This is a genomic window from Pseudoduganella sp. OTU4001 (assembly GCF_038440195.1).
GTDB lineage: Bacteria > Pseudomonadota > Gammaproteobacteria > Burkholderiales > Burkholderiaceae_D > Rugamonas.
The window spans coordinates 38,760-62,265 of record NZ_JASATG010000029.1 but is presented as its reverse complement, the minus strand read 5'-3'; the positions used below and the strand labels follow the sequence as shown (position 1 = coordinate 62,265).

The 23,506-nt window shown below is 63.8% G+C and carries 19 protein-coding genes, 1 tRNA gene and 1 pseudogene; 12 read left to right on the top strand and 9 right to left on the bottom strand.

Annotated features, from left to right (window positions below):
- A pseudogene (locus tag AAHE99_RS21190) lies at positions 1-319 on the top strand (hypothetical protein); the annotation flags it as partial.
- Here the strand turns inward: AAHE99_RS21190 and AAHE99_RS21185 are convergent.
- Positions 270-1,658 carry a cytochrome P450 gene (locus AAHE99_RS21185; protein WP_342119344.1) on the bottom strand — a complete coding sequence of 463 codons (1,389 nt, stop codon included), beginning with the start codon at positions 1,656-1,658 and terminating at the stop codon, positions 270-272. The pseudogene AAHE99_RS21190 and the gene AAHE99_RS21185 overlap by 50 nt on opposite strands.
- A 68-nt stretch (positions 1,659-1,726) precedes the next feature.
- Here AAHE99_RS21185 and AAHE99_RS21180 point away from each other — a divergent pair, with 68 nt between their 5' ends.
- On the top strand, positions 1,727-2,554 hold the full coding sequence (locus tag AAHE99_RS21180; RefSeq protein WP_342119343.1) for a helix-turn-helix domain-containing protein: 828 nt from the start codon (positions 1,727-1,729) through the stop codon (positions 2,552-2,554).
- A gap of 3 nt (positions 2,555-2,557) precedes the next feature.
- Here AAHE99_RS21180 and AAHE99_RS21175 read toward each other — a convergent pair whose 3' ends face one another.
- Complete coding sequence (locus AAHE99_RS21175; protein WP_342119342.1) at positions 2,558-3,301, bottom strand: substrate-binding periplasmic protein; 744 nt, start codon at positions 3,299-3,301, stop codon at positions 2,558-2,560.
- A gap of 81 nt (positions 3,302-3,382) precedes the next feature.
- Here AAHE99_RS21175 and AAHE99_RS21170 point away from each other — a divergent pair, with 81 nt between their 5' ends.
- From AAHE99_RS21170 to AAHE99_RS21150, 5 genes are all read left to right on the top strand, one after another.
- On the top strand, positions 3,383-5,332 hold the full coding sequence (locus AAHE99_RS21170; RefSeq protein ID WP_342119341.1) for a helicase-related protein: 1,950 nt from the start codon (positions 3,383-3,385) through the stop codon (positions 5,330-5,332).
- Positions 5,333-5,349: 17 nt separating this feature from the next.
- Positions 5,350-6,588 carry an outer membrane protein assembly factor BamB family protein gene (locus tag AAHE99_RS21165; RefSeq protein WP_342119340.1) on the top strand — a complete coding sequence of 413 codons (1,239 nt, stop codon included), beginning with the start codon at positions 5,350-5,352 and terminating at the stop codon, positions 6,586-6,588.
- Positions 6,589-6,651: 63 nt separating this feature from the next.
- Entirely contained in the window at positions 6,652-7,383 is a 732-nt protein-coding gene (locus AAHE99_RS21160; RefSeq protein WP_342119339.1) for a substrate-binding periplasmic protein, read from the top strand.
- 79 nt (positions 7,384-7,462) lie between these two features.
- Positions 7,463-8,515: a sensor histidine kinase gene (locus AAHE99_RS21155; protein WP_342119338.1), complete on the top strand. Its 1,053-nt coding sequence runs from the start codon at positions 7,463-7,465 to the stop codon at positions 8,513-8,515.
- The gene (locus AAHE99_RS21150) at positions 8,512-9,210 is read left to right on the top strand and encodes a LytR/AlgR family response regulator transcription factor (RefSeq protein ID WP_342119337.1); all 699 of its coding nucleotides are present in this window, start codon (positions 8,512-8,514) and stop codon (positions 9,208-9,210) included. Before AAHE99_RS21155 ends, AAHE99_RS21150 begins: the two co-directional genes overlap by 4 nt.
- On the opposite strand, the gene AAHE99_RS21145 is transcribed toward AAHE99_RS21150, so the two are convergent.
- The 6 genes from AAHE99_RS21145 to AAHE99_RS21120 all read right to left on the bottom strand — a co-directional run bounded on the left by AAHE99_RS21145 (position 9,207) and on the right by AAHE99_RS21120 (position 17,117).
- A complete protein-coding gene (locus AAHE99_RS21145; RefSeq protein WP_342119336.1) occupies positions 9,207-12,725 on the bottom strand; it encodes an ABC transporter permease/M1 family aminopeptidase in 3,519 nt (1,172 codons plus the stop codon). The two genes, AAHE99_RS21150 and AAHE99_RS21145, sit on opposite strands and share 4 nt — an antisense overlap.
- Before the next feature lie 10 nt (positions 12,726-12,735).
- On the bottom strand, positions 12,736-13,605 hold the full coding sequence (locus AAHE99_RS21140) for an ABC transporter ATP-binding protein (RefSeq protein WP_342119335.1): 870 nt from the start codon (positions 13,603-13,605) through the stop codon (positions 12,736-12,738).
- Between the two features lie 183 nt (positions 13,606-13,788).
- Positions 13,789-13,864 (bottom strand) — tRNA-Lys (locus AAHE99_RS21135).
- A 55-nt stretch (positions 13,865-13,919) separates the two neighbouring features.
- Positions 13,920-15,683 carry a GspE/PulE family protein gene (locus AAHE99_RS21130; RefSeq protein ID WP_342119334.1) on the bottom strand — a complete coding sequence of 588 codons (1,764 nt, stop codon included), beginning with the start codon at positions 15,681-15,683 and terminating at the stop codon, positions 13,920-13,922.
- Between the two features lie 8 nt (positions 15,684-15,691).
- Positions 15,692-16,489, bottom strand: a complete 798-nt coding sequence (locus AAHE99_RS21125; protein ID WP_342119333.1) for a spermine/spermidine synthase domain-containing protein — start codon at positions 16,487-16,489, stop codon at positions 15,692-15,694.
- Between the two features lie 118 nt (positions 16,490-16,607).
- The gene (locus AAHE99_RS21120; RefSeq protein WP_342119332.1) at positions 16,608-17,117 is read right to left on the bottom strand and encodes a glycine zipper 2TM domain-containing protein; all 510 of its coding nucleotides are present in this window, start codon (positions 17,115-17,117) and stop codon (positions 16,608-16,610) included.
- A 308-nt stretch (positions 17,118-17,425) separates the two neighbouring features.
- On the opposite strand from AAHE99_RS21120, the gene AAHE99_RS21115 reads away from it, so the two are divergent.
- The 5 genes from AAHE99_RS21115 to AAHE99_RS21095 all read left to right on the top strand — a co-directional run bounded on the left by AAHE99_RS21115 (position 17,426) and on the right by AAHE99_RS21095 (position 22,547).
- Positions 17,426-17,824, top strand: coding sequence for a barstar family protein (locus tag AAHE99_RS21115; RefSeq protein ID WP_342119331.1), 399 nt, complete (start codon positions 17,426-17,428; stop codon positions 17,822-17,824).
- Positions 17,825-17,904: 80 nt separating this feature from the next.
- Positions 17,905-18,513 (top strand): phosphoribosylglycinamide formyltransferase, encoded by a 609-nt coding sequence (gene purN / locus AAHE99_RS21110; RefSeq protein ID WP_342119330.1) that lies wholly within the window; start codon positions 17,905-17,907, stop codon positions 18,511-18,513.
- A 15-nt stretch (positions 18,514-18,528) separates the two neighbouring features.
- Complete coding sequence (locus AAHE99_RS21105; protein WP_342119329.1) at positions 18,529-19,827, top strand: RsmB/NOP family class I SAM-dependent RNA methyltransferase; 1,299 nt, start codon at positions 18,529-18,531, stop codon at positions 19,825-19,827.
- Positions 19,828-19,967: 140 nt separating this feature from the next.
- Positions 19,968-21,260 (top strand): mechanosensitive ion channel family protein, encoded by a 1,293-nt coding sequence (locus tag AAHE99_RS21100; protein ID WP_342119328.1) that lies wholly within the window; start codon positions 19,968-19,970, stop codon positions 21,258-21,260.
- Between the two features lie 90 nt (positions 21,261-21,350).
- Positions 21,351-22,547 carry a DesA family fatty acid desaturase gene (locus AAHE99_RS21095; RefSeq protein WP_342119327.1) on the top strand — a complete coding sequence of 399 codons (1,197 nt, stop codon included), beginning with the start codon at positions 21,351-21,353 and terminating at the stop codon, positions 22,545-22,547.
- Between the two features lie 42 nt (positions 22,548-22,589).
- Here AAHE99_RS21095 and AAHE99_RS21090 read toward each other — a convergent pair whose 3' ends face one another.
- Positions 22,590-23,402: a hypothetical protein gene (locus AAHE99_RS21090; protein ID WP_342119326.1), complete on the bottom strand. Its 813-nt coding sequence runs from the start codon at positions 23,400-23,402 to the stop codon at positions 22,590-22,592.
- Positions 23,403-23,506 lie beyond the last annotated feature (104 nt).

Below are 23,506 nucleotides of genomic sequence, written 5' to 3'. Positions count from 1 at the left end.
GGCGGGCGCCGTGCTGGTGATGTCGGTCAGCGCCGCCGCGGCCGGACTGGGAGCACGCCTGAGCGGCTTCCTGGCCATGTTCCCCGTCATGGGCACCGTGCTGGTCGGCTTCACGCACGTGCAGTCGGGCCGCGCCAGCGCCGTGCAGCTGCTGCGCGGCACCATGCTCGGCTACTTTGCCTTCGCGGCGTTCTGCCTGGCCGTCACGCTGTTGCTGCGCGCGCAGCCGGTAGCCTTGTCGTTTGCAGCCGCCTTCGTGTTCGCCCTGACTATCCAGCTGCTGGCGAAAGCCGCATCGTCAAAGCGCCAGGCGACATGACGAAGCCATGGTATTCCTCGCTGTCGCCTTCCACTGAAAGCAGCTCGAAGCGCCCCAGCAGGCAAGCCATGGCCACCTTGATTTCCAGCAGCGACAGATAGCGCCCAGGGCACAGGCGCGGGCCGGAGCCGAACGGCATGGCCGACTGCCGCGCCGGGCCGCCATCCAGCCAGCGCTGTGGATCGAAATCTTCCACTCCGTGGTGCCGCATCACGCACCACACGATGCCATCCTTCGGCACCTGCACATCGCCCACCACGCAGTCGCGGTTCGCCTGCAGCGGGATGAAAGGGGCGGGCGGCTTGAGCCGCATCGCTTCGTGCGCGCACGCATCGATAAAGTCCAGCTGGTCCATCTGCTCGATCGTGAAGGCGTCTGCATCGGGCGCGATGCGCCGCACCTCTTCCTGCGCGCGCCGCAGCAGCGCCGGATGGCGCGACAGCAGCCAGATCAGCCACGCCAGCGCGCTGGAGGTCGTGTCTTCGCCCGCCAGCAGCATGGTGCTGACATTGCCTACCACCGCCGCATGGTTGATACCGCTGCCGTCCTGGTCGGCCGCGGCCAGCATGGCCTCCAGCATATTGGGCGGGTGCTGCGCACGCGCGGGATCGTCCTGCATGCGCTGCCGCGCCTTGGCGATGAAGTCGTCGGTCGCTTGGCGCAGGTCGCGCACGGCCGTTTCCAGCCTGCGGTCGAAAGGCAGCTTGACGTAGCGCCAGTAGGGCAGCGGCAGCAGGGAACGGCGCGCAACGCCCTGCATGATCAGCTCCAGCTGCTGCTGCACCACATCGTCCCCATGCTCGATGGTGTTGACTTCCTCGCCGAAGGCCAGGCCGGCCACCACATCCACAGTGAAGCGCTTCAGGTCCGCATTCAGCGCGACAGGCGCACCGGCTTGCGCCGCCTCGGCCCAGCGCGCCTGCAGCCGCTTGCCGACCCGGGCCAGCAGCGGGAAATACGCCTTGATCGCATGCGGCGCAAAGGCTTGCATCACCATCTTGCGCTGGTTGCGCCAGGCCGTACCTTCCGCCAGGAACACGCCGCGTTCACCGCCCAGTTCATCGGACGCATGCGCGGTCACGTCGGGCCGGCGGAAGCCGTCGGGGCGGTCGCGCAGCACCGCGCTGACCAGCGCCGCATCGGCCACCACCAGCGCCTGCTGGCGTCCGACGCGCAGCCGGAACAGCGGGCCATGGCGCAGCGCCATCGCTTCCACCGCCGCGTGGACTTTGCGGGGCGGCAGCTGCAGCGCATTGCCGATCAAGGGCAGGCCGGCCGGGCCGGGCAGGTCGCACAGGCGGCGCAGCGCGCCGCGGTCTGGGGTAGTCGCGGTATCCATGGGCCCAGTATGCGCCGGCCCCGCGCCCCGGTCTTGAACATTTGCGACATCGCGCTACAATGGCCGCCATGTTGCCAACCAGTCAATTCATCGTACCGCGCCTGTCGCTCGCCTCCTGCGTGCGCGGCATTGTGGTGCGCAGCACGATGGCTTGCGACCTGTCCGCCGAGCAGCGCCTGAACCGCTACCCTGCGACGCCTTTCCCTACGCTGTTCCTGCAATTGCGCGGCGAATCGGTGATGGTCGATCCATGGGCGCCCGAGATGGTGTGCCCGCAGGGCGGCGCGCTGCTGTCGGGCGGCCAGACGCGGCCTACTGCGACCGGCAATCCGGGGGCGACCCATTTCATGATGGTGCTGTTCTTCCCCGACGCGCTGCACCGACTGGCGGGGCTGGACATGAACAGCATCGTCGACCGGTTCGTGCCGCTGGAGGAGGTGCTGGGCGCGGACTGGTGCGGGCTTGCCGCGCATATGGTTGCCGCCGGGGACGACCAGGCGCGCGTCGCGATGCTCGAAGACTTCCTTGAACCGCGCTGGCGTGCCGCCCGCGCCGGCGGCGCCTTCGACGGCGTGGTGGGCGACTGGGTGCACCGGCTCGGCGCGCAAGCCGCCGCCGCCGGCATCGGCCGCAGCGCGCGCATGGTCGAACGCCGCATACGCGAATGGGCCGGGCAGCCGCTGCGCCGCCTGCGCCGCACTTACCGCGCCGAACAAACCTTTCTCGCGGCGCGCGACGGCAAGATTCCGCTGGGAGACGCGGCGCAGCTGGGCGGCTATTCCGACCAGTCCCATATGAGCCGCGAAGCACGCGAGATCTCCGGCCTGAGTCCAGCTGAAATCCTGCGGCGCGGCCTGGAGGATGAAACCTACTGGATCTACCGCATCTGGACCTAGCGCCTAGCGCGGCAGCTCGTAGTCGTAGTCGGCCAGGATGCGGCGATAGGTGCCGTCGGCTTTCATTGAATCCAGCGCAGCTTTCCAGCGCGCCAGCTCGCTCAGCGGCACGTCATGCGACGCCGCCAGATGGATTTCCGCACGGCGCAGTACGACGCCGCGCTTCAGCGCCGATACCGGCAGGTTTTCCGAAGCCTGGGCGCGCTTGATGGTATTCCACACGCCGACCCAGACCGAAATACGTCCGATCGCCAGCTTGCGCGCGTTCAGCCTTTCCTCGGCTACCGCCTCCAGCCGGTGCAAGCCTTCACGTTCGGCGATGTCGAAGGCCATGCCGCCGCGCAGGCCGCCGACCGGCTTGTCCCGCACCGCATTCACCGAGCTGATATCGATGCCGGAATCCTGGCGCGCCACCAGCACCACATCGTCTTCCAGCAGTTTGATATGCCATTGGAACAGGGTTTCACGGCTGTCGTTGCGGCCCAGCGGCAGCAGGACCATGGGGCCGGCGCGCGCGGTTTCGATGGAGCGGGCCTGGGGCATCAGGTCAATCGGCCGCTTGTAACCAACCCGGCGTGCCATTTCGGCCACCAAGACGCAACTTACGCCGCTCACGCCGCCCGCCGCCGTATCCTTGGCCTCGCAAAAACCGGGAATCATGCCCGCGACAATGCGCAACACTTCCGCCTGTGCCGGCAACGCCAGGCACAGTGCCAGCAGCAGGGTGCAGCGGCAGCGGACAGCCATTTGGAGGCTCCGGCTGGACAGTGATTTGCTCAAGTGTGCGCCGCACGGCGGGCGCCGTCAAGGCGCTATAATCGCCTCGCCATGACCGACTTTGACGACGACGAACAACTGATAAATGAGCTGGGCCTTGCGGCGCGCGGCATCCAGCTGGCAAAGCAGGAAGGCCGTGTTTTCCTGCGCTTCAGCGGCAGCGTGCAGCTGGACGGCCTGGATATCCCATACGACCTGGTGCCGCAGCAAGGCGTGCTGGCCAAGCCATCCAAGTGGCGCAAGCTGGACCGCGAAGGACGCGTAGCGCTGTTGCTCGAACGCGGCGACGAAGCGGCGCAGGCGGCCCTGCATGCCGATGTGACGGCCTTTGCCGCTGAGCTGCGCGAAGAGTGCGACGACTACGGCATGGCCCCCATGGATTTCCTGCATGCGCTGGAAGACATGCAGACCTCCGAGCCCGCCGGCCTGGTATTCGACCGTATCCGCCAGCGCCTGGAGCATGCGGTGGAGCGCCACCGCGAGGAACGCCACGCCGAACGCACGCGCCAGAGTATCAACCTGGCCGAATATCCCGCCACCTTCGAAGTGGCGCGCCGCCTGCCGCGCAAGTTCATCGCCGTGCTGGGCCCGACCAATTCCGGCAAGACCCACAAGGCCATGGAAGCGCTGGCCAAGGCCCGCAGCGGCGTCTACCTCGCGCCTTTGCGCCTGCTGGCGCTGGAAAACTATGAACGCCTGCAAGCGGCCGATCCGGACCTGAAGGTGAGCCTGATCACCGGCGAAGAGCGCCGCATCGAAGAAGGCGCAACCCACGTGGCCAGCACGGTGGAGATGCTGGACACGCGCACCCCGGTCGAAGTGGCCGTGATCGACGAGATCCAGATGCTGTCCGACCGCGACCGCGGCGCCGCCTGGACCGCCGCCGTCTGCGGCGCCCCGGCGCGCACGGTCTACCTGGTGGGCGCCGCCGAAGCGCGCCGCGCGGTGGAGGCGCTGGCCGAGCGCCTGGAGTGTCCGATCGAAGTCCACATCCTGAAGCGCAAGGCGCCGCTGTCGATGGAACCATCCGCCGTGCGCAAGCTGAAATCGCTGCGCAAGGGCGATGCGGTGATCGCCTTCTCGCGCCGCGAAGTGCTGATGTGGCGCGACATGGTGACCGAGGCCGGCCTGTCGGTGGCCACCGTGTACGGCAACCTGTCGCCCGAAGTGCGGCGCGCGCAGGCGCAGCGTTTCCGCGACGGCCATGCCGATGTGGTGGTCGGCACCGATGCCATCGCCATGGGCCTGAACCTGCCGATCCAGCGCGTGGTGATGACCACCACCGTCAAGTACAACGGCTACGAGGAAGAGGAAATCCCGGCCGCGCTGGCGCGCCAGATCGCGGGCAGGGCGGGGCGCTATGGCGTACATGAGGAAGGCCATGTGGCCGGCTACGACGACGAGACGCACAATGTGATGCGTTCCCTGCTCAAGGAAAAGCTGCCGCCGCTGAAGGCCACCGGCTTTGCCGTGGCGCCGACGCTGGAGCACCTGCACCGCATCGCCTCCGTCACCGGCGAGAACTCGCTGGCGCGGCTGCTGAAGCGCTTTGTCCACAATATCGACGTGCCGGACGGCTTCTTCTTCCCGCGCATCACCGAGGAACAGTTCGAGCGCGCCGAGTGGCTCGATACGCTGCCCTTGTCGGTGGCCGATAAATTCACGCTGTCGCTGGTGCCCGTGTCGTCCAACGTGGTGACGCTGCAGAAGGCCTGGGAGCACTGGTGCGTCTCGCTGTCGCGCCAGCGCGTGACCCACCTGCACCCGGAACAGAACCCCTTGCACTGGATGAACCTGCAGGAAGCCGAAGACGCCAGCCGCCTGTATTCAGCCTACGCCTGGCTGGGCTACCGCGTGCCCGACTACTTCCCCGACGTGGCGCAGGCGCTCGAGCTGTCGCGCTCCGCGTCGGCCCGGGTGGACTCGATCCTGCAAGACCAGAACGCCGCCAACCGCCGCCGCCAGCAAGGCGGTTTCGGCCGCCGCAACGGACGGCGCTAAACATAAGGAGATTGCCGATGCGCGTTACCGCCGTATTGTTTGCCTTGCTGCTTGCCGTCCCGTGCGCCTTTGCGGCGCCGCCGCCCAAACTGGTGGAGACGATCGAGCTGCGTACACAGACGGTGTCCAGCCCTGTTGTTGCGCAGGGCAGGCTGTATATCGGCGCGGAGGACGGCAACCTGTACGCCTTCAACCTCGCTGGCCGCAAGCTGGCATGGCTTTACCATGCCGGCGCCGGTGTGGCGTCGACACCGGCGGTGGCCGACGGCCTGGTGTACGCGCTGGCGCGCGACGGCCGGCTGCATGCGGTGGACGCCGCCACCGGCGAGCGCCGCTGGGAATTCTCGACACTAGGCGAAGCGCGCTTTGCAGCGCACGGCTTGTACGGCATGCCGAAGCAGGCAGCGCCGACACGCGATCCATGGGACTTCTGGCTCTCGTCACCTGTTGTCGCAGGCGGCCGTGTGTATGTCGGCAGCTCCGACGAGCGCCTGTATGCGCTCGATGCGCGCACCGGCGCCGTGCAGTGGGCGTTCAAAAGCGGCGGCATGATCCACAGCGCGCCAACTGTGGCGGGCAAGATGCTGCTGTTCGGCAGCTGGGACGGCGCGGTGTACGCATTGGACGCCGCCAGCGGCAAGCAGCTGTGGCGCTACCAGACCGAGACCGAACAGGAAACCAGCACCCTGTTTGGCGTGCAGTCCGCACCGCTGGTGGACGAGGACACTGTGTATATCGGTTCGCGCGACGCGCACTTTTATGCGCTCGACCTGGCAAGCGGCAAAATGAAATGGCGTTACGACGGTAAAGGCTCGTGGATCATTTCCGGCGCAGTCACCGATGCGCGCCATGTGTATTTCGGTACCTCCGACACCAACTTGCTGGTCGGCCTGGATAAGCGCACCGGCCAGGCCGTGTTCGAGCACGACACCAAGGTATGGACTTACGCCACGCCGGTCCTGGCAGGCGGTGTTGTCTATGGCGCCAGCATGCGCGGTGAGCTGTTCGCGCTCGAAGCGGCGACCGGCAAGCCGCAGTGGTCATGGCGCACGCCTGAAAGCCAGGCCGATGATTTTGGCCTGCTGGAGCCCAAGACCGGCAAATTCGACAGCAAGCGCATGTTCGAAGGTCCGCACTCCATACACGCCTCGCTGGAGCATGTGAAACGGCTGGGCGCCTTCATTGCGACGCCGGTCTGGCATGAAGGACAATTGATCGCCGCCACGGCCGATGGCCGTCTGTTGTTCTTTAGGTAGACGCGTGAGTAGTTGATTGAACTTGGCAGAACCTCCTATTACCATAATGGCGTAGGGAGGCGTATGCGAAGCTTGATTCTATCGATGCTGATGTCGGCCACGGGCGCCATGGCCCAGGCCCCGTCGCAGGCGCCGGTTTCACTGGTCACCAAGGAGTTTGCTCCTTACATCATTTCCAAAGAGGGCGTGGCGTCAGGGATCGCCACCGACATTGTCGGGATATTGTTCCAGCGGGTCGGCATCGGTACCGACGGGCCGGAACTGGTGCCGTGGGCGCGCGCATTGAAGCGGGCGGCGAATGGCCCGCGCACATGCCTGTTCTCCGCCGCCCGCGTTCCCGAGCGGGAAAAACTGTATAAATGGGTTGGCCCGCTCGCCAGGGCGGAGTGGGTGCTGTTTGCCCGCAAGTCCGACCAGGTCCGCCTGCAAAGCCTGGACGATGCGCGCGGCCGCAAGATCGGCACGTATATCGGCGACATGTCCGAGACCTACCTGCGCGAGCGCGGCCACAATGTCGAGACGGCGGGCGCCGACGTGCTGAATCCGCAAAAGCTGCGCAGCGGGCGCATCGAGCTGTGGTCGGTGGCGCGCCACCCCGGCATGGCGATCCTGAAAGGCCTGGGCTACGAGGATATGGAAGTTGTGCTGCGCTATACCGACGTGGATTTATACCTGGGCTGCAGCCGGGACGTGCCGGACGAAACCATCGCGCGCCTGAATGAAGCTTTGCGCCAGCTGCAGCTGGAAGGGGGCGTGCAGCAGATCTACAAGCGCTATGGGTATGAGGAGAAGTAGCTTACTGTCCTTGGGGTGGTAGTAAATTTGCAAGCCTGCTGCTACCATTCCGCAGGATTGAACTTCCCTCGACAGGACCATGCAGGATCATTCAACGCAGCGCGATTACTGGCTTTGCCAACTGGCGGGGTGGGGCGGCATGACGGCCATTGCCCTGCTGTCTTCCTCGCAAAGCAATTTCAAGGTGGCCATGCAGTTCGCGATGGCCAAGACCTTTTGCATGGTGACTGGCTTCGGCTTATCCCACTTGTGGCGCTGGCGCCTGAAGCGCGGCGCCTGGTTGTCCGCGCCCGAGTTGCCGTTCGGACGCCTGCTGGCAGGCTTGTCCGTGCTGGCGGCGTTGCAGACCGGCTGCCTGCTGCTGGCCGACATCCTGTTCCGCAACGGCGCGCTGGTGCGCGATCCCGATACCGGCCTGGCCGACTACGCGCTGCTGCTGGTGATGTGGTTCCTGGTTTTTTCCGGCTGGACCTTGTGCTATGCGGTAGCGCTTTCGCGGCGGCGCGCGCAGCAGGCCGAACTCGCGCGCCTGGAGCTGGAGGTCAACGCCAAGGACGCCGAGCTGCGCGCCTTGCAATTCCAGGTCAACCCGCATTTCTTCTTCAATAGCCTGAACAGCATACGCTCCCTGGTCTATGACGACGCGCAGGCTGCGGCGCACGCGCTGGGCCAACTGGCCGGCATGATGCGCCAGCGTCTGCAGGCCGGGCAGGCCGGCACCATCACATTGGCGGAAGAGCTGGCTGCCGTCAGCGCCTACCTCGGCATCGAAAAGCTGCGTTTCGATGAGCGCCTGGCGGTGTCGATCGACGTCGATCCGGAGCTGGCTGCCACGCCGCTGCCGCCGATGGTGGTGCAAACCCTGGTGGAAAACGCGGTCAAGCACGGTGTCGAGCGCATGGTGGCGCCGTGCCAGGTGCAGATCAGCGCGCGCCGCGCTGGCGATGGCCTGGTGCGCGTCGAAGTGCGCAATCAGGGCCGCCTGGCGGCCGACAGCACCTCCACCCGTCTGGGATTGGCCAACGCGGTGCGACGGCTGGCGCTGCAATGCGGGCCACGTGCCGGCTGCGTGCTCGCCGAACAAGAGGGCTGGGTCCTGGCCACCCTTACCTTACCGGAGGCGGCAGCATGAGAGTCGCGATCATTGATGACGAACGCTTGGCCCGCAATGAGCTGCGCCGCCTGCTCGACGCCTACCCTGAAGTGGATGTGGTGGCCGAAGCGGCCTGTGTGGCGGATGGCCTGCATGCCATCCGCGCCATGGCGCCCGACCTGGTGTTCCTGGATATCCAGATGCCCGATGGCAGCGGCTTTGACCTGCTGGCCGCGCTGGAGCAGGCGCCGGCCGTCATCTTCACCACCGCGCACGACCAGTTCGCGCTGAAGGCTTTCGATGCCAACGCGATCGACTACCTGCTCAAGCCTATCGAAGCGCCGCGCCTGGCACAGGCGCTGCAAAAGCGCAGCCCGGAGATGGGGCCGCGGCCGTCCAAATCCAACGACGGCAAGGTCTTCATGCAGGACGGTGAGCGTTGCTGGTTCGTCGACCTGGAGCAGATCGTACTGTTTGAATCGGAGGGGAACTACACGCGGGTCTACTTCGACAACAACCGTCCGCTGCTGCTTCGTTCACTGAGCCAGCTGGAGGAACGCCTCGATCCGCAGCATTTCATGCGCGTGAACCGTCGCCATATCGTCAACCTGCGTTTCGTGCGCGAGGTCGGGCCTTCGCAAGCGGGCGGCCTGGTGTTGACTTTGGAAGGCGGCTTGAACGTGGACATGTCGCGTCGCCGCGCAGTCCAGTTCAAGCAGCTCAAACGCCTTTAATTGGCGACTTCGACGGCCTTGCGGTTATCGCCCGGCACGCGGTCGATCAGCAGCTGGCGCGGATCGAGCGCTACTTCGGTCGGCCGCTCGGCCACCGTCAGCACCAGCCGCGATTCGCCTGAAGGCAGCGTGTGCCGCGCCGATTGCAGCTGGCGCTGTCCCGCAAATACGGCCACCTCCACCGGCTCGTCGTAAGCACGCGCCGTTTCCTTGCCCTGGCCGGCGGCCTCGGTCTTCGCCAGGCGTAGCGCTACTTCCACATCCCAACGTCCGTCCGCACGCCGGCTGGCTTGCGCCGCAGTGATGCGGTTGTCGTAGAACACGATGCGTTCGAACAGGTCCGTCACCAGCGCCTGGCTGGCGGCCGGAGTCTCTGCGCGGATGAATTCCAGCAGTTCAGCGGCGGTGGTATATGGTGTGCTGCGGTAGCGCGTCGCCTCCAGGAAGCGCCTGATGGCGCGGTTCAGCGCCGCCTCGCCAATGGCATCGCGCAGGCGGTAGAACGCCAGGCTGGCCTTGCGGTACTGCAGGTAGGTCTGGCTCTCGTTGCGCACCAGCGGCTGCTCCTCCGCGCCTTCGGCGGCGCGGCCGCGCAGGTATTCGTCCAGGTCGAAGCGCAGGATGCTGCGCACCTTATCGGCGCCGTGGCGCTGCTCCATGACCATCAGCGCGGAATACTCGGCCAGCGATTCCGTCACCAGGCCGCCGCCCTGCATATTGGCCGCGATGGCCTGGTCGCCCCACCACTGGTGCGCCAGCTCATGCGCCGTGACGTAGTACACGTGGTCGGCGGCGGTCTGGTCGCGCAAATCGCTGATGAAGCCGAGCGATTCGGAGAATGGCGTCAAGGTCGGGAAGGCGCGCGCATAGCTGGTATACAGCGGCGTTTCGGCAATGCGCACCTGGCCGAAGGGATAAGGGCCGAAGTTGCTGGTGTAGTACTGCAGCGCATCCTTGGCGCCGGCGATCATGCGCTCGACGTTATAGGCGTGGCGGGCGTCGTAGTAGACCTCGATCGGTATGCCGCGCCATTGGTCGCGCTTGACTTGCCAGCGCGCCGACAAATAGCCGAAGAATGGCAGGGCCGGGCGATCCATCTTGTAGTGGTAGAAGTTGCGGCCATCCTTTTGCCAGCTTTTCTGCAACGCGCCAGGCGCCAGGGCCACCTGGTCGGCGCTGGTCGAGACGGTGGTTTCGAAGTCGACCATGTCGGCATCGATGCCAAACAGCTTCCAGTAGTTCTTCGACTGCGCCTGGCGCTCTTCCAGCTTGGGCATGCGGTGGGCTGGGCCCAGACCGCGCTCCTTGCGCGCCTTGTTGTCATCCAGCTCCATCGATTGGTTGTAGCCGAATTTCGGGAAATAGTCCTCGAAGGCGAAGGCGGTACCATTCTCGCTGACCAGTTCCGGCTTGCCGTCGGCGCTGAAGCCCTTGCGCGCCACCTCGACGGTGAAGTCGAGCTCAAGGCGTGCGCCGGGCGCCAGTGGCTGCTCCAGCTTCCAGTCCATCACGCCGTACTGCTTGTCGTCGCGCACCATGCGGCCCGCCGGCAGGCCGTAGAACCGCGTGGCGCCGCGCAGGTCGGTCTGGATGCGCAGCACCTGCAGCGCGGCCTGTGTCTTGTTCTGCAGGACGTAGTGGCCGCGGATGCGCAGCGCCTGGGTGGCAGGGTAGATGTCGACGTCGGCGCGGATGGCGGTCAGGCTTGGCATCGGCAGATTCATGTCCTGGCGGTAGGCCTTCTCGTATCCGGCGCGGTAGTCGAGCCAGGCCTGGCTTGACCGGTACTGGTTGAGGGTGTTGGTGTTGTGGTAGATCCAGCTGCCGCTGGCGCCGGCGGCGGCCAGGCACAGCATGCAGGCCGCGCGGGCAGCACGGGCGGCACGCGCCTGTGTTGCGCACAGCAGGGCTGCCGCCAGCAGGGCCCAGTACACCACGAACCAGGACCAGCCGGCCAGGTAGTGGCCGTAGCCGTTCATATCCGAGTAGCGCAGCGATGGCAGTGCGGCGAAGACCGCCAGCGGATGGTCGATGCCCATGCCGCGCAGGAGCGGGCCGGATGCCAGCAGGGCGATGCCCAGTGCGTAGCCGGCGAACTTGTTGCCGGTCGCCAGTTGCAGGGCCAGCAGGGCCATTGCCAGCAGCAGGAAATAGGCCGAGGCGATCAGCGTGCCCTGGACGTAGAGCCCGAGCTCGATCGGTGCGCCGCCCACCACCAGCTGGATGCCGATGGCAGCTGCCACGCCCACCAGCAGGAAGGCCAGCACCACGGCAGCCAATGCGCCGCATTTGGCCAGCAGCGGCGCCCAGGCCGGCACCGGCAACGCGCGGGTCAGGCCATCGATACGTGTCTGGCGGTCGCGGTGCACCAGTTCACCGGCGAAGAACAGCAGTACGATGACCAGCATATCGTTCATGCCGCCGGCCAGCTCCTCCAGCATCAGGCGGGTGAGCGGATAGGGCACGCTGTCGAAGCGCATGCCGCCAATCGTATAGTTGGCGAAGAAGTTTGCCAGGGCCAGCAACAGCATGACCAGGAAGGGCAGGCTGCGCAGGATGGCGCGGGTGTCGGCGCGCAGCAGGCTGGCCGCTTGCTGCCATGCGGCCAGGCCACCGAAGCGCGGCAGCTTGCGCGGCAAAGTACGCGCGGCAAAGGCGGCGGATGCCGATGCCGCCGGCGCGGCGCTGCGGAACAAGCGCCACGCACGGCCGGTGCCTGCACGGACAGGCTTGAACAGCAGCAGGGTCAGGCCGAACATGCCCAGCGCCAGGCCGCTCCACAGTACGCGGTTCGCGAGCAATGCGCCTTCCAATGCCGGCAGGTGCGCATTGGTATCCGCGCTGGTGAAATAGCGCGTGGCTTGCGCCAGAACGCGCACGCCGAACGGGTCGAGTAGCACAGCCAGCGCCGCACTGTCCGCCCGTCCGCCGAGAAAGCCGGCGATACCCCACAGCGAAATGAAGCCCAGCACGCCCACGTACACCATCATCATGGAACGCGTGGTGGCCGCCAGCAGCATGAGCAGCGCCGATACGAACAGCAAGTTGGGCGCGGCATAGACCAGGAAAGCCCAGGCATAAGGCTGGAACGAGAATGGCCCGACACGCGCCGGATCGATGCCAGGCATTTGTGCGCCAGCCATCATGGCAACCGTGATCAGCGCGAACACCAGCAGGCAAACCGAGAAGCCGGCCAGGAAGCGGCCCAGCAGGTAGTCGGCCTTGCGCATCGGCGTGGCGAACAGCAGGTCGGCGATGCCGGCCTCGTTATCGCGCAGCAGCGCGCCCGCCACGAAGAAGGTCACCAGGAACAGTGCCATGATGCTCAATACGCCCACCTGGTTGGCGATCACCACCGGCGCATTCAGGTGCGCATTGCCGATTGAGCCGCCAATGCGGGCGGTGTCGCTGCCGGCGGACATGAAGGCCAGCAGCACCAGGGGCAGGGTGCTAAGCCAGAGCAGTGGCTGGCGCAAGTGGTAGCGCAAGTCGAACGTGAAGAATGATTTCCACATGATGCGATCCTCAGGCGGCAGCGCGCAGTTGCAGGAAGTAGACGTCCTCCAGGCCGGGTTCCACCTGGCTGAAGCCCGAATCCGGCTGGCTGTCCGCATAGATATTGATTTGCGGCTTGCCACCCACCAGGCGCGAGGACAGCACGGTGAAGCGCTGCTGCAGCTCCGGCAATTGCGCATCGTTGACCGCGCCGCGCCAAATGCGGCCGCGCAGGGTGGCGATGGCCGCTTTCGGCTCGCCCTCCACCAGCACACGACCCTTGCCGATCACCGCCATGCGCGTGCACAGGTCCGTCACGTCTTCCACGATGTGGGTGGACAGGATGACGATCACTTGCTCGCTGACGCGGGCCAGCAGGTTGAGGAAGCGGTTGCGTTCATCGGGGTCGAGGCCGGCGGTCGGCTCGTCCACAATCACCAGGCGCGGCGCGCCCAGCAACGCCTGGGCGATGCCGAAGCGCTGGCGCATGCCGCCCGAATAGCTGGCCACGGCACGCTTACGCGCATCCCACAGGTTGGTCTGCTGCAGCAGCGCTTCCACCATTTCCTTGCGCTCGCCGCGCTGCACCAGGCCTTTGAGGATGGCGAAGTGGTCCAGTAATTCAAGTGCGCTGACCTTGGGGTAGACACCAAAATCCTGCGGCAGGTAACCGAGCTTGCGGCGCAGCGCCTGCGGATCGCGCAGCACATCGACGCCGTCCAGATGAATGGAGCCGCTGTCCGGCTCCTGCAAGGTGGCGATGGTGCGCATCAGGGTCGACTTGCCGGCGCCATTGGGTCCCAGCAGGCCAAACAGGCCGGTCGGGATATCAAGGCTGATGTCGTTGCTGGCGTGGACGCCGTTGGCATAGGTTTTGTTCAGGTGGCGAAGCGAGAGCATGGCTGTTTCCAAAGAGTGGGACACAGCATGCAGGCTACGGGGCGCGCCATTCGTCCGCCAGCGCGCCGATACGAACGCTCGCAAGCCGTGACGAACGGCAAAAATCAGGGATGAACGGCGAGGGGGGAAATGAAAACGGAAACAAAAAAGCCTCGTCCGAAGACGAGGCTTTTCCGTTCATTCTGGTAGGCCGTGCGGGGCTCGAACCTGCGACCAACGGATTAAAAGTCCGCTGCTCTACCAACTGAGCTAACGACCCGAAAGAGGCCGTATTATATACAAGGTTCCCGGCATTTGCCAAGTGGGTTTTTACATCACCCCAAGGCGGTGACTTTGAGCACTTCCTCCGCCGTGGTGACGCCGTCGCGTACCTTGAGGGCGCCGGCGATGCGCAGCGGCTTCATGCCTTCGGCCACCGCCTGCTTGCGCAGGGCGTTGATATCGGTTTCCTCCTCCACCAGGGCGTTGAAGGCTTCGCTGGTGGTGAGCAGCTCGTAAATGCCGGTTCGGCCGCGGAAGCCGGTCTGGCGGCACTCCGGGCAGCCCACCGGGCGGTAAACCTGCTCCGGCTTGGGGATATCCCAGCCGCTGCTCAGGCCCTGCCAGATATCGTCGGCGATCTCGCCGCCGGCTTCCTTGCAGTCCTCGCACAGGGTGCGCACCAGACGCTGCGCCATGATGCCGATCATGGTCGCTTCCAGCATGTAGTAGGGTACGCCCAGCTCCAGCAAGCGCATCACGGCGGACGGCGCGTCGTTGGTATGCAGGGTGGACAGCACCAGGTGGCCGGTCAGCGCGGCCTGGATCGCCATTTCCGCCGTCTCCAGGTCGCGGATCTCGCCGACCATGATGATGTCCGGGTCCTGGCGCATCAGCGCGCGCACGCCGTCGGCGAAGGTGAGGTCGATGCCGGGCTGCACCTGCATCTGGTTGAACGAGGCTTCCACCATCTCGATCGGGTCTTCCACCGTGCAGACGTTGACCTCCGGCGTCGCCAGCGCCTTCAGCGTGGTGTACAGCGTGGTGGTCTTGCCCGAGCCGGTCGGACCGGTGACGAGGATGATGCCGTGCGGGCGGTTGGTCAACGCATCCCAGCGCGCCGCGTCTTCCGGCGGGAAGCCCAGCTCGGGTAGCGTCTTCACCACTACGTCCGGATCGAAGATACGCATCACCAGCTTCTCGCCGAAGGCGGTCGGCAGGGTAGACAAACGCAGCTCGATTTCCTGCCCGCCGGCGGTGCGGGTCTTGATGCGGCCATCCTGCGGGCGGCGCTTCTCGATCACGTCCATGCGGCCCAGCAGCTTGATGCGCGCCGTCATGGCGATCATCACCACCGCCGGCACCTGGTAGACCTGGTGCAGCACGCCGTCGATGCGGAAGCGGATGGTGCCGAGGTCTCGCTTGGGCTCCAGGTGGATGTCCGACGCACGCTGCTCGAAGGCGTACTGCCACAGCCAGTCGACGATATTGACCACGTGCTGGTCATTGGCATCGACCGTCTTGTTGGTCTTGCCCATCTCGACCAGCTGCTCGAAGTTATTGCGCAGCGCGAGATCCTGGCCGGTGTTCTTGTTGGCGATCTTGATCGACTTGGCCAGCGAGAAGAACTGCGAGGTGTACTGCGAAATATCGAGCGGGTTAGAAATCACGCGCTTGATGATGCGGCGCGACACCTTGGCGATCTCCGCCTCCCATTCCAGCGCGAAGGGATCGGCGGTTGCCACCGTCAAAGTATCCAGCGTGATCTCCACCGGCAGGATATTGAAGCGCGCCGCATAGCTGGCCGACATCACGTCCGCCACCTTGGTGAAGTCGATCTTCAGCGGATCGATGCGGTAGAAGGGCAGGCGCGAACGCTGCGCCACCCATTCGGTCAGCGCGTCCAGTGTCAGCAGCTTGCCGCTGGTGAGCGAAACCAATTTGCAGTGCGCCACGGCGCTGAGGGGATGCATCGAGCCCGGGGTGTTGCGCATGATGCCCTGGGCTTGCGCGTAATGCGCTTTGACTTCGGCTTTCTCGACCATTCCATCAGCCAGCAGCCAGGTGAAGATAACTTGAAGATCGAGAGCTTTTGCCATGTGGGACCTTATGCGAGTGCGGCTTTCAGTCCCTTGATCCAGGACTTGGCGGGCAATTTGGTATCGGCGGCGATCTGCGCGGCGCGTTCGGCCAATGCTTCCAGGTCGATTGCGCGGCGTGTCTTGAAGGCGATCGCCACCACGTTCCCGTCATGCACCTGCGGCAGCGGGATCACCTGGGCGAAGGCGAACTTCATCGCCTTCAGGTTCTTGGCATAGCTTGGGTGGTCGCCGAACAGGTTGATGGTCATGATGCCATCGTCCGCCAGGCAGGCGGCGCAGGCCTGGTAGAACTCGGGCGTATCAAGCACCGGGCCGCGCGCGGTGGCGTCGTACAGGTCGGCCTGCAGCGCGTCCAGGGTGCCATGGTTGTCCGGGTTGGTGACGTAATCCATTGCATCCATTTCCACCACGTTCAGGCGGCCGTCGTTATCGGGCAGCTTGAACATGGAGTAGCAGATGCTGATTACCGAGGGATTGAGCTCGATGGCGGTGACTTGCGCTTCGGGGAAGGTCTTGTACGAGAATTTGGTCAGCGCGCCCGTGCCGAGGCCCAGTTGCGCGATGTGGCGCGGCGCGTCGTTCCACAGCATCCAGGCCATCATCTGCTGGGCGTATTCCAGCTCCGGCCAGTCCGGCTTGCGGATGCGCATGGCGCCCTGCACCCACTCGGTGCCGAAATGCAGGTAGCGCACGCCGTCCAGCTCGGACAGGGTGACGGGGGCGAACTTCGGCTTGCGCGTGGCAGGCTTGGAGGCCGGGCGCGAAGACTCTTCTTTTTCGATGGATTTACGTTTGATCAGCATAGCGGCATTATCCTTGCTTCCCAGCAAGCGCACAAACGAAAAACGCAAAACCGGGACGGAACAGGTTTTCCGCTAGGGGAAAACCTGTTCCGTCCCGGGTTTGCGTTATTCGGCCGACTTAATTGTGCATCGGCTCGACCGAAACCCGCAGGCGGATGCGCTGGCCCGGGTCGTAGCTCATGAAGTTGGTATAAACGCGGCCGCGATAGTCGTACTCCACGTTATAGCCGGTGGTACGGGTTTCGTAGGCATCCACCATGCGGCACTGCTTGACGGCCTGTTCCTGCACCGCGCCCGGCTGTACGTTGGCATTGGCGCTGCGGTCGCCGATCACGGCGCCGGCAATGGCGCCGGCGGCGGTGGCGGCGGTCTTACCGCTGCCGGAGCCAACCTGGCTGCCGACCACGGCGCCCAGCACGCCGCCCAGGATCGCGCCGCCCGGGCTGCGCTCGGCCGGCTGCTGCACCTGTACGTACTCGGTACGGCACTCCTGGCGCGGACGGTTGATCTGCTCGGTCACCGGGGTGACGCGGGTAACGCGGCCATAGTCTTCAAAATCGGTCGCTTGTGCCAGCGGCAGAGTGCCGAGGCTCAGGGCTGCAAAAAGCAATTTAGTTTTGGCGTTCATTTTGTTTACCTCGTTTTCTGATTTTTGGCAGTTCGCTTTGGATAAATAGGAATTGCACGTCTTAATAGTAACGCCGGCGTCTGTATCCTTGGGGGAAGTAAGGCAACAAAATGTAACCCCATGCTTTTGGGTTAATATGGTAAGTTTTTAACAAAACTTGCGTTAGGACTCACTTTCGGGTTGATTCATAGAGTACAACACGTTACCCTTATGGCGTGGAATCAGATTGACAGGGAGAAACGAAAGCTCCGGCCCCGGCGCATTGACCCGCCTGCGGCTTGTATTTGATAGGTCGATTTGAGGGAAAGATGAGTTTGTTGATAACTGTGCCGCCTAATTTAGTCCAGTCTATTCGCGCTTTTCGCGTGGCAGAGCTGCAGGACGAGGCAGCGCGCCTGGGGCAGCACTTCTTATATGCGCATTGCCATGCCGGCCTGACCAAACAGCAAGTCCTGGGCATTATTGGCGAGTCTTTCCATATTCCTAAGCCGCACAGCAAGAATTTCGACACCCTGCGTGAAACCCTGACTGAAACGATGGCCAAGGCAGGCGAGCAGCCCGGTTTCCTGATCGTTCTCGAGCAATTGCCAAATACACAAAAGTTTGACCGCGAAGCCCGCGAGTGCCTGCTCGATGTATTCCGCGATGCGGCCGATTACTGGGCCGAAAAGAAAGTCCCGTTCCGCGTCTTCTACTCCTTCGAGTAAGCCTTAAATCCCTCTTGCATTGCTTGCTGCGCCGCAGCATAATGTCGCCTTGGCTCGCCTGAGCAGGTACAATGGCGGCCATGAAAAACATCGTCATCCTCATTTCCGGACGCGGAAGCAATATGGAAGCGGTGGTCCGTGCAGCAAAGGCCGAACAATGGCCAGCGCGCATCGCCGCCGTCATCAGCAATAAGGCGGACGCCAAAGGGCTCGAATTCGCTGCCCAGCACGGCATCCCGACCGCAGTAGTCAGCAACAAGGATTACCCAAGCCGCGAAGCATTCGATGCTGCGCTGCAGGAAGTCATTGACGGCTTCAGCCCCGACCTGGTCGTGCTGGCCGGCTTCATGCGCATTTTGACGCCGGGTTTCGTGCAGCATTACGAAAACCGCATGCTGAATATCCACCCATCGCTGCTGCCGCTGTTCCCAGGACTGCACACGCACGAGCAGGCGCTGGCATCGGGCGCAACCACGCACGGCGCCACCGTGCACTTCGTGACCGCCGAGCTGGACCATGGACCGCTGGTGGACCAGGTGTCCGTACCGGTCCTGCCGGGCGACACCGCCGATGTGCTGGCGGCGCGTGTGCTGGAACAGGAATGGGTTATGTACCCGCGTGCTATCCGCTGGTTCGTCGAAGGCCGTTTGCAGGTCGAGGATGGCAAGGTCAATATTGACCGCAACTAAATAAGAAAGAACATCATGCGTTTGCCTCCATACGTCCTCACCAACGCGGAAAACGTGCTGCGTGAAATCATGCGCTTCACCGCGCCGGCCGACACCGTCCTGTCGCACTTCTTCAAATCGCACCCGAAGCTGGGCGGCCGCGAGCGCGGCGCCATTGCCGAAGCGGTCTACTGCGTGCTGCGTAACAAAGCCTTCTTCACCGACCGCGCCGAAGCCGGCTCCGGCGGCGCCACCATGCGCCGCCTGGTGCTGCTGGGCATGGCCGATGCCGTCGGTTTCGACGCGCTGCCGGGCCTGAGCGAAGACGAATCCGAATGGCTCAAGCGCCAGCTGGAAATCGACCGCTCGCTGCTGCACAAGTCGATGCGCGCGAATATGCCGAAGTGGCTGTTCGACAAGCTGGTCGAGCAATACGGCGAAGACGAAACCCTGGTGCTGGCCGATGCGCTGAACACCCCGGCGCCGCTGGACCTGCGCGTCAACGCCATGAAGACCGACCGCGACGCCGTGATCGCCGAACTGGCGACGGCACCGATCATTGCCGAGCCGACGCCTTTCGCCCCGCTGGGCCTGCGCCTGAAGAAAAAGCCAGCGCTGCAGAATCTGCCGCTGTTTAAATCCGGCGCGATTGAAGTGCAGGACGAAGGCAGCCAGCTGCTGGCCCAGATCCTCGGCGCCAAGCGCGGCGAGATGGTGGTGGACTTCTGCGCCGGCGCTGGCGGCAAGACGCTGGCGCTGGGCGCGCAGATGCGCAATACCGGCCGCCTGTATGCGTTCGACGTCTCCGAAAAGCGCTTGAGCAAGCTGAAGCCGCGCCTGGCGCGTTCCGGCCTGTCCAACGTGCACCCGGTGGCCATCGCCCACGAAAAGGATGCCAAGGTCAAGCGCCTGGCCGGCAAGATCGACCGCGTGCTGGTCGACGCGCCATGCTCCGGCATGGGCACGCTGCGCCGCAATCCCGACGTGAAATGGCGCCAGCCGGAAAGCGCGATCGCCGAAATGCACGAGAAGCAGATCTCGATCCTGGACGGCGCCGCCCGCCTGGTAAAAGGCGGCGGCCGCCTGGTGTACGCCACCTGCTCGCTGCTGAACGAAGAGAATGACGCCGTCGCCAAGCAGTTCATCGAAACCCACCCGGACTTCGAGCTGGTGCCAATGAGCAAAGTGCTGGCCGAGCAAAAGATCACCGGTCTTGAGATGGACGACTACCTCAAGCTGCTGCCGCACAAGCACCAGACCGACGGCTTCTTCGCCGCCGTCTTCGAACGCAAGCCAATGGCCAAAGCCGCCAAGGCCGACGCCGACGAAGAGTAACAGCCGAGCCCGTGTCCCACCTTGGGGTCACACCCCAATCGAGACACGGGCTCGAGCGCAACGCTGCTGGGCCCGTGTCCCACTTGGGGTGTGACCCCATGGTGGGACACGGACTGAACCATTAAGGAGAGTCTCGAACGATGCCGCTGGCGAATTTGCTGAATGATTTGTTGGGGGATCTGCGCGATCCGGGTTTTGTGTGGCAGGTGGGGGCGATTGCGCTGTCTATCTTGCTGGGCTGGGCCTTGTCGCGCTTCCTGCGCCGGAATGTGGCGTCGCATGAGGCCAGCACCGGCGTGGCGCGCTTTGGCGTGGAGAGCTTCAGCCGCGTCGTCGGTCCGCTGGCCATCGTGGTGCTGCTGTGGACGTCGCAGAAGATCCTGGGCCGCTGGCACCATACCAACCTGTTCAGCCTGGCGCTGCCGATCTTCAGCTCGCTGGCCGTGATCCGTTTCGGCTTTTACCTGCTGCGCCGCGTCTTTGTGCGCGATGGCGTGATGGGCGAGGGCATGCAAACCTTCGAGAAGGTGTTCCAGCTGCTGGTGTGGCTGGCCTTCGTGCTGTACATCACCGGCCTGTGGCGCGAGATCTTCGACTTCATGGAGAGCACCAAGCTGCCGATCGGTAAGCCGCGCATCTCCATTGCGGATGTGGTGCAGGGCGCGATCTCGGTACTGCTGCTGGTGGTGCTGGCGCTGTGGGCCGGCGCTGCGTTGGAAGAGCGTCTGATGAACGTGCCTTCCATGCACTCCAGCCTGCGCGTGGTGCTGGCGCGCGTGGTGCGTGCGCTGCTGATCGTGGTGGCAGTGCTGGGCTCGCTGGCGCTGGTGGGGATCGACCTGACCGTGCTGTCCGTATTTGGCGGTGCACTGGGTGTCGGCCTTGGTCTTGGTTTGCAGAAGATCGCCAGCAACTATGTCTCCGGCTTCATCATCCTGCTCGATCGCAGCCTGACTATCGGCAATGTGATCACGGTCGATAAATACAGCGGCCAGGTCACCCAGATCAACACCCGCTACACCGTGCTGCAAGGTACCGACGGTGTGGAGGCCATCGTGCCGAACGAAATGCTGGTTTCCGGCGCCGTGCAGAATTCTTCGCTGACCAATAAATCGGTGGTGATCACCACCCGTGTCACCGTCGGCTACGAATGCGATGTGGACTTCGTGATCAAGCTGATGGAAGACGCCGCGCTCTCCATCGAGCGCGTGATGAAGGACAAACCGCCATCCGGCATGCTGCAAGCCTTCGGCGCCGATGGCCTGGAAATGGCGCTGGCCTTCTGGATCAACGATCCTGAAAACGGCCGTGGCGGCGTGACCTCCGATGTCAATCGGGCAATCTGGAAGGCTTTGAAAGAAAACGGGATATCTGTACCGTTCCCGCAACGTGAGGTGCGCGTGCTGGGCGCTATGCCGGGCGCCGTCGCCTAAAAAATAATCAGTTCCGAAGGGCAACCTTCCGCTAATCACTATCGAATGCGCGTACAATGACGGCATTCGTCGTAATCACTTGGAGTTGTAATGGATTTAAGTGCAGTTCTTGATTTCTTCAGTAACGGTGTGACCGGCCTGGGCGTTTGGGGCACGGTAGCAGTCACGCTGATCCTGACCCATATCACTATCGCCAGTGTGACGATCTTCCTGCATCGCCACCAGGCGCACCGTGCATTGGAACTGCACGCGATCCCGTCGCATTTCTTCCGCTTCTGGCTGTGGCTGACCACCGGCCAGGTGACCAAGGAGTGGGCTGCGATCCACCGCAAGCACCACGCCAAGTGCGATACCGAAGAAGATCCGCACAGCCCGGTGACCAAGGGCATCAAGACCGTGTTCTGGCAGGGCGCCGAGCTGTACCGCGCTGAGTCCAAGAACAAGGAAACCATGGAGAAGTACGGCCATGGCACTCCGGACGACTGGATCGAAAAGAACCTGTACACCCGCTTTTCCTGGCAGGGCGTGGCGCTGATGCTGATCCTGGACGTGATCCTGTTCGGCGCCAAGGGCATTACCGTATGGGCGGTGCAGATGCTGTGGATTCCTGTGACCGCCGCCGGCATCATCAACGGCATCGGCCACTGGTGGGGCTACCGCAATTACGACTGCTCCGATGCAGCCACCAACATCATCCCTTGGGGCATCATCATCGGCGGCGAAGAGCTGCACAACAACCATCACACCTATGCGACTTCGGCCAAGCTGTCGTCCAAGTGGTATGAGTTCGACATCGGCTGGGGCTATATCCGCGCGCTGGAAATCGTGGGCCTGGCCAAAGTGAAGAAGATGCCGCCGAAGGCCAAGTTCGACACCACCAAAGTGAAGGCAGACTTCGAAACCCTGCAGTCCGTGATCGCTAACCGCTACGACGTGATGGCCAAGTACGCCAAGTCGGTCAAGTCGGCCTGGAAGGAAGAGTTTGAACACCTGAAAGACAAGGCGCAATTGGAATCGCGCTTCCTGAAGTCCTCGCGCAAACTGCTGCAGCGCGAGCCAGCCAAGCTGGCAGAACCGCAACAGCAGCAGCTGGTGGAACTGTTCCGCCACTCGAAGGCACTGGAAACCATGCACAATATGCGCGTGGAACTGGGCGTGCTGTGGGAGCGTTCGCACTTCTCGCGCGATGAGCTGGTGCATAAGCTGCAAGATTGGTGTGAGCGCGCGGAAGCGTCGGGCATCAAGTCGCTGCAGGAGTTCTCCCTGCGCCTGCGTAGCTACGCTTAAGCTGCAAAGCGCTTCACTGAAACGGCCCTGCGGGGCCGTTTTTCATTTCGCGATGCCGTGTTCGGCCAGCACGGGCAGCCAGTGCCGTTCGAAGATCTTCCGGAAACCAGCACTGGTCGGATGCAGTTCGTTAGTCCAGTCTGTCTTGTGGTTGTCAGGGAAGTGCTTCAGCGTGCCGCGGCTGTCGATGTGGTAGATCTCGTTGTCGTCCGAATCGAACTGGGAGAAGACTTCGTCGTTCAGGCGGTCGATCAGGATTTTCATAATGCCGAAGCGCAGCGCCATATCCTGTGCGACGAACTTGGCGTCCATCGCCGGCGCCAGCCATGGGCCGGAAGCGAAGCCGGCGCCGCGATTGTCCGGGGTCGGGTAGTCATAACCATGGATGAAGATGGGGCGCGTCAAACTGTCGTTGCGATAGGCCCAGCGGATATTGTGAATCAGCGCGCCCAATGCTTCGGATACTTTGCGCAGCAGTTCATCCATGCCGGCCTGGTCGATGCAAGCGCTTGGCGTGGTGATGCCAGTGCAGTTCGGTTTGAGGGCGAGCTTGTAATCGACCGCATCATTGCCGGCCCCGCTGATATAGAACTCGGAGAAGCCGTCGTTGAAGTTGGGCGACAGCCAATGCCGCACTTCCTTGGCGTAGCGCCCGCTGCCGATGTAGTCCTGTAGCAGGGCGCCGTTATAGCCGACGCGGCGGATGTTGGCGTGGTCCCCCGACGTGTGCTGATGCCGCACCAGGGTCTGCAGGATATTGTTATTCGGGTACCAGAACCACGAGTCGCCGATCGCCAGGGCGGAACAGAATTCGCCCGGTTCTTCGAAATCGTTGGGGCCATAAACTCTTCCCATCACAGCCTCCCGCCGCCTTGGACATTCTCTAAATTATGCCTCCGTACGGTGTTGGCGTGGCGAGCGGGACAGGAGTATGCTGTTGCTATAAGTAAATATTTTCG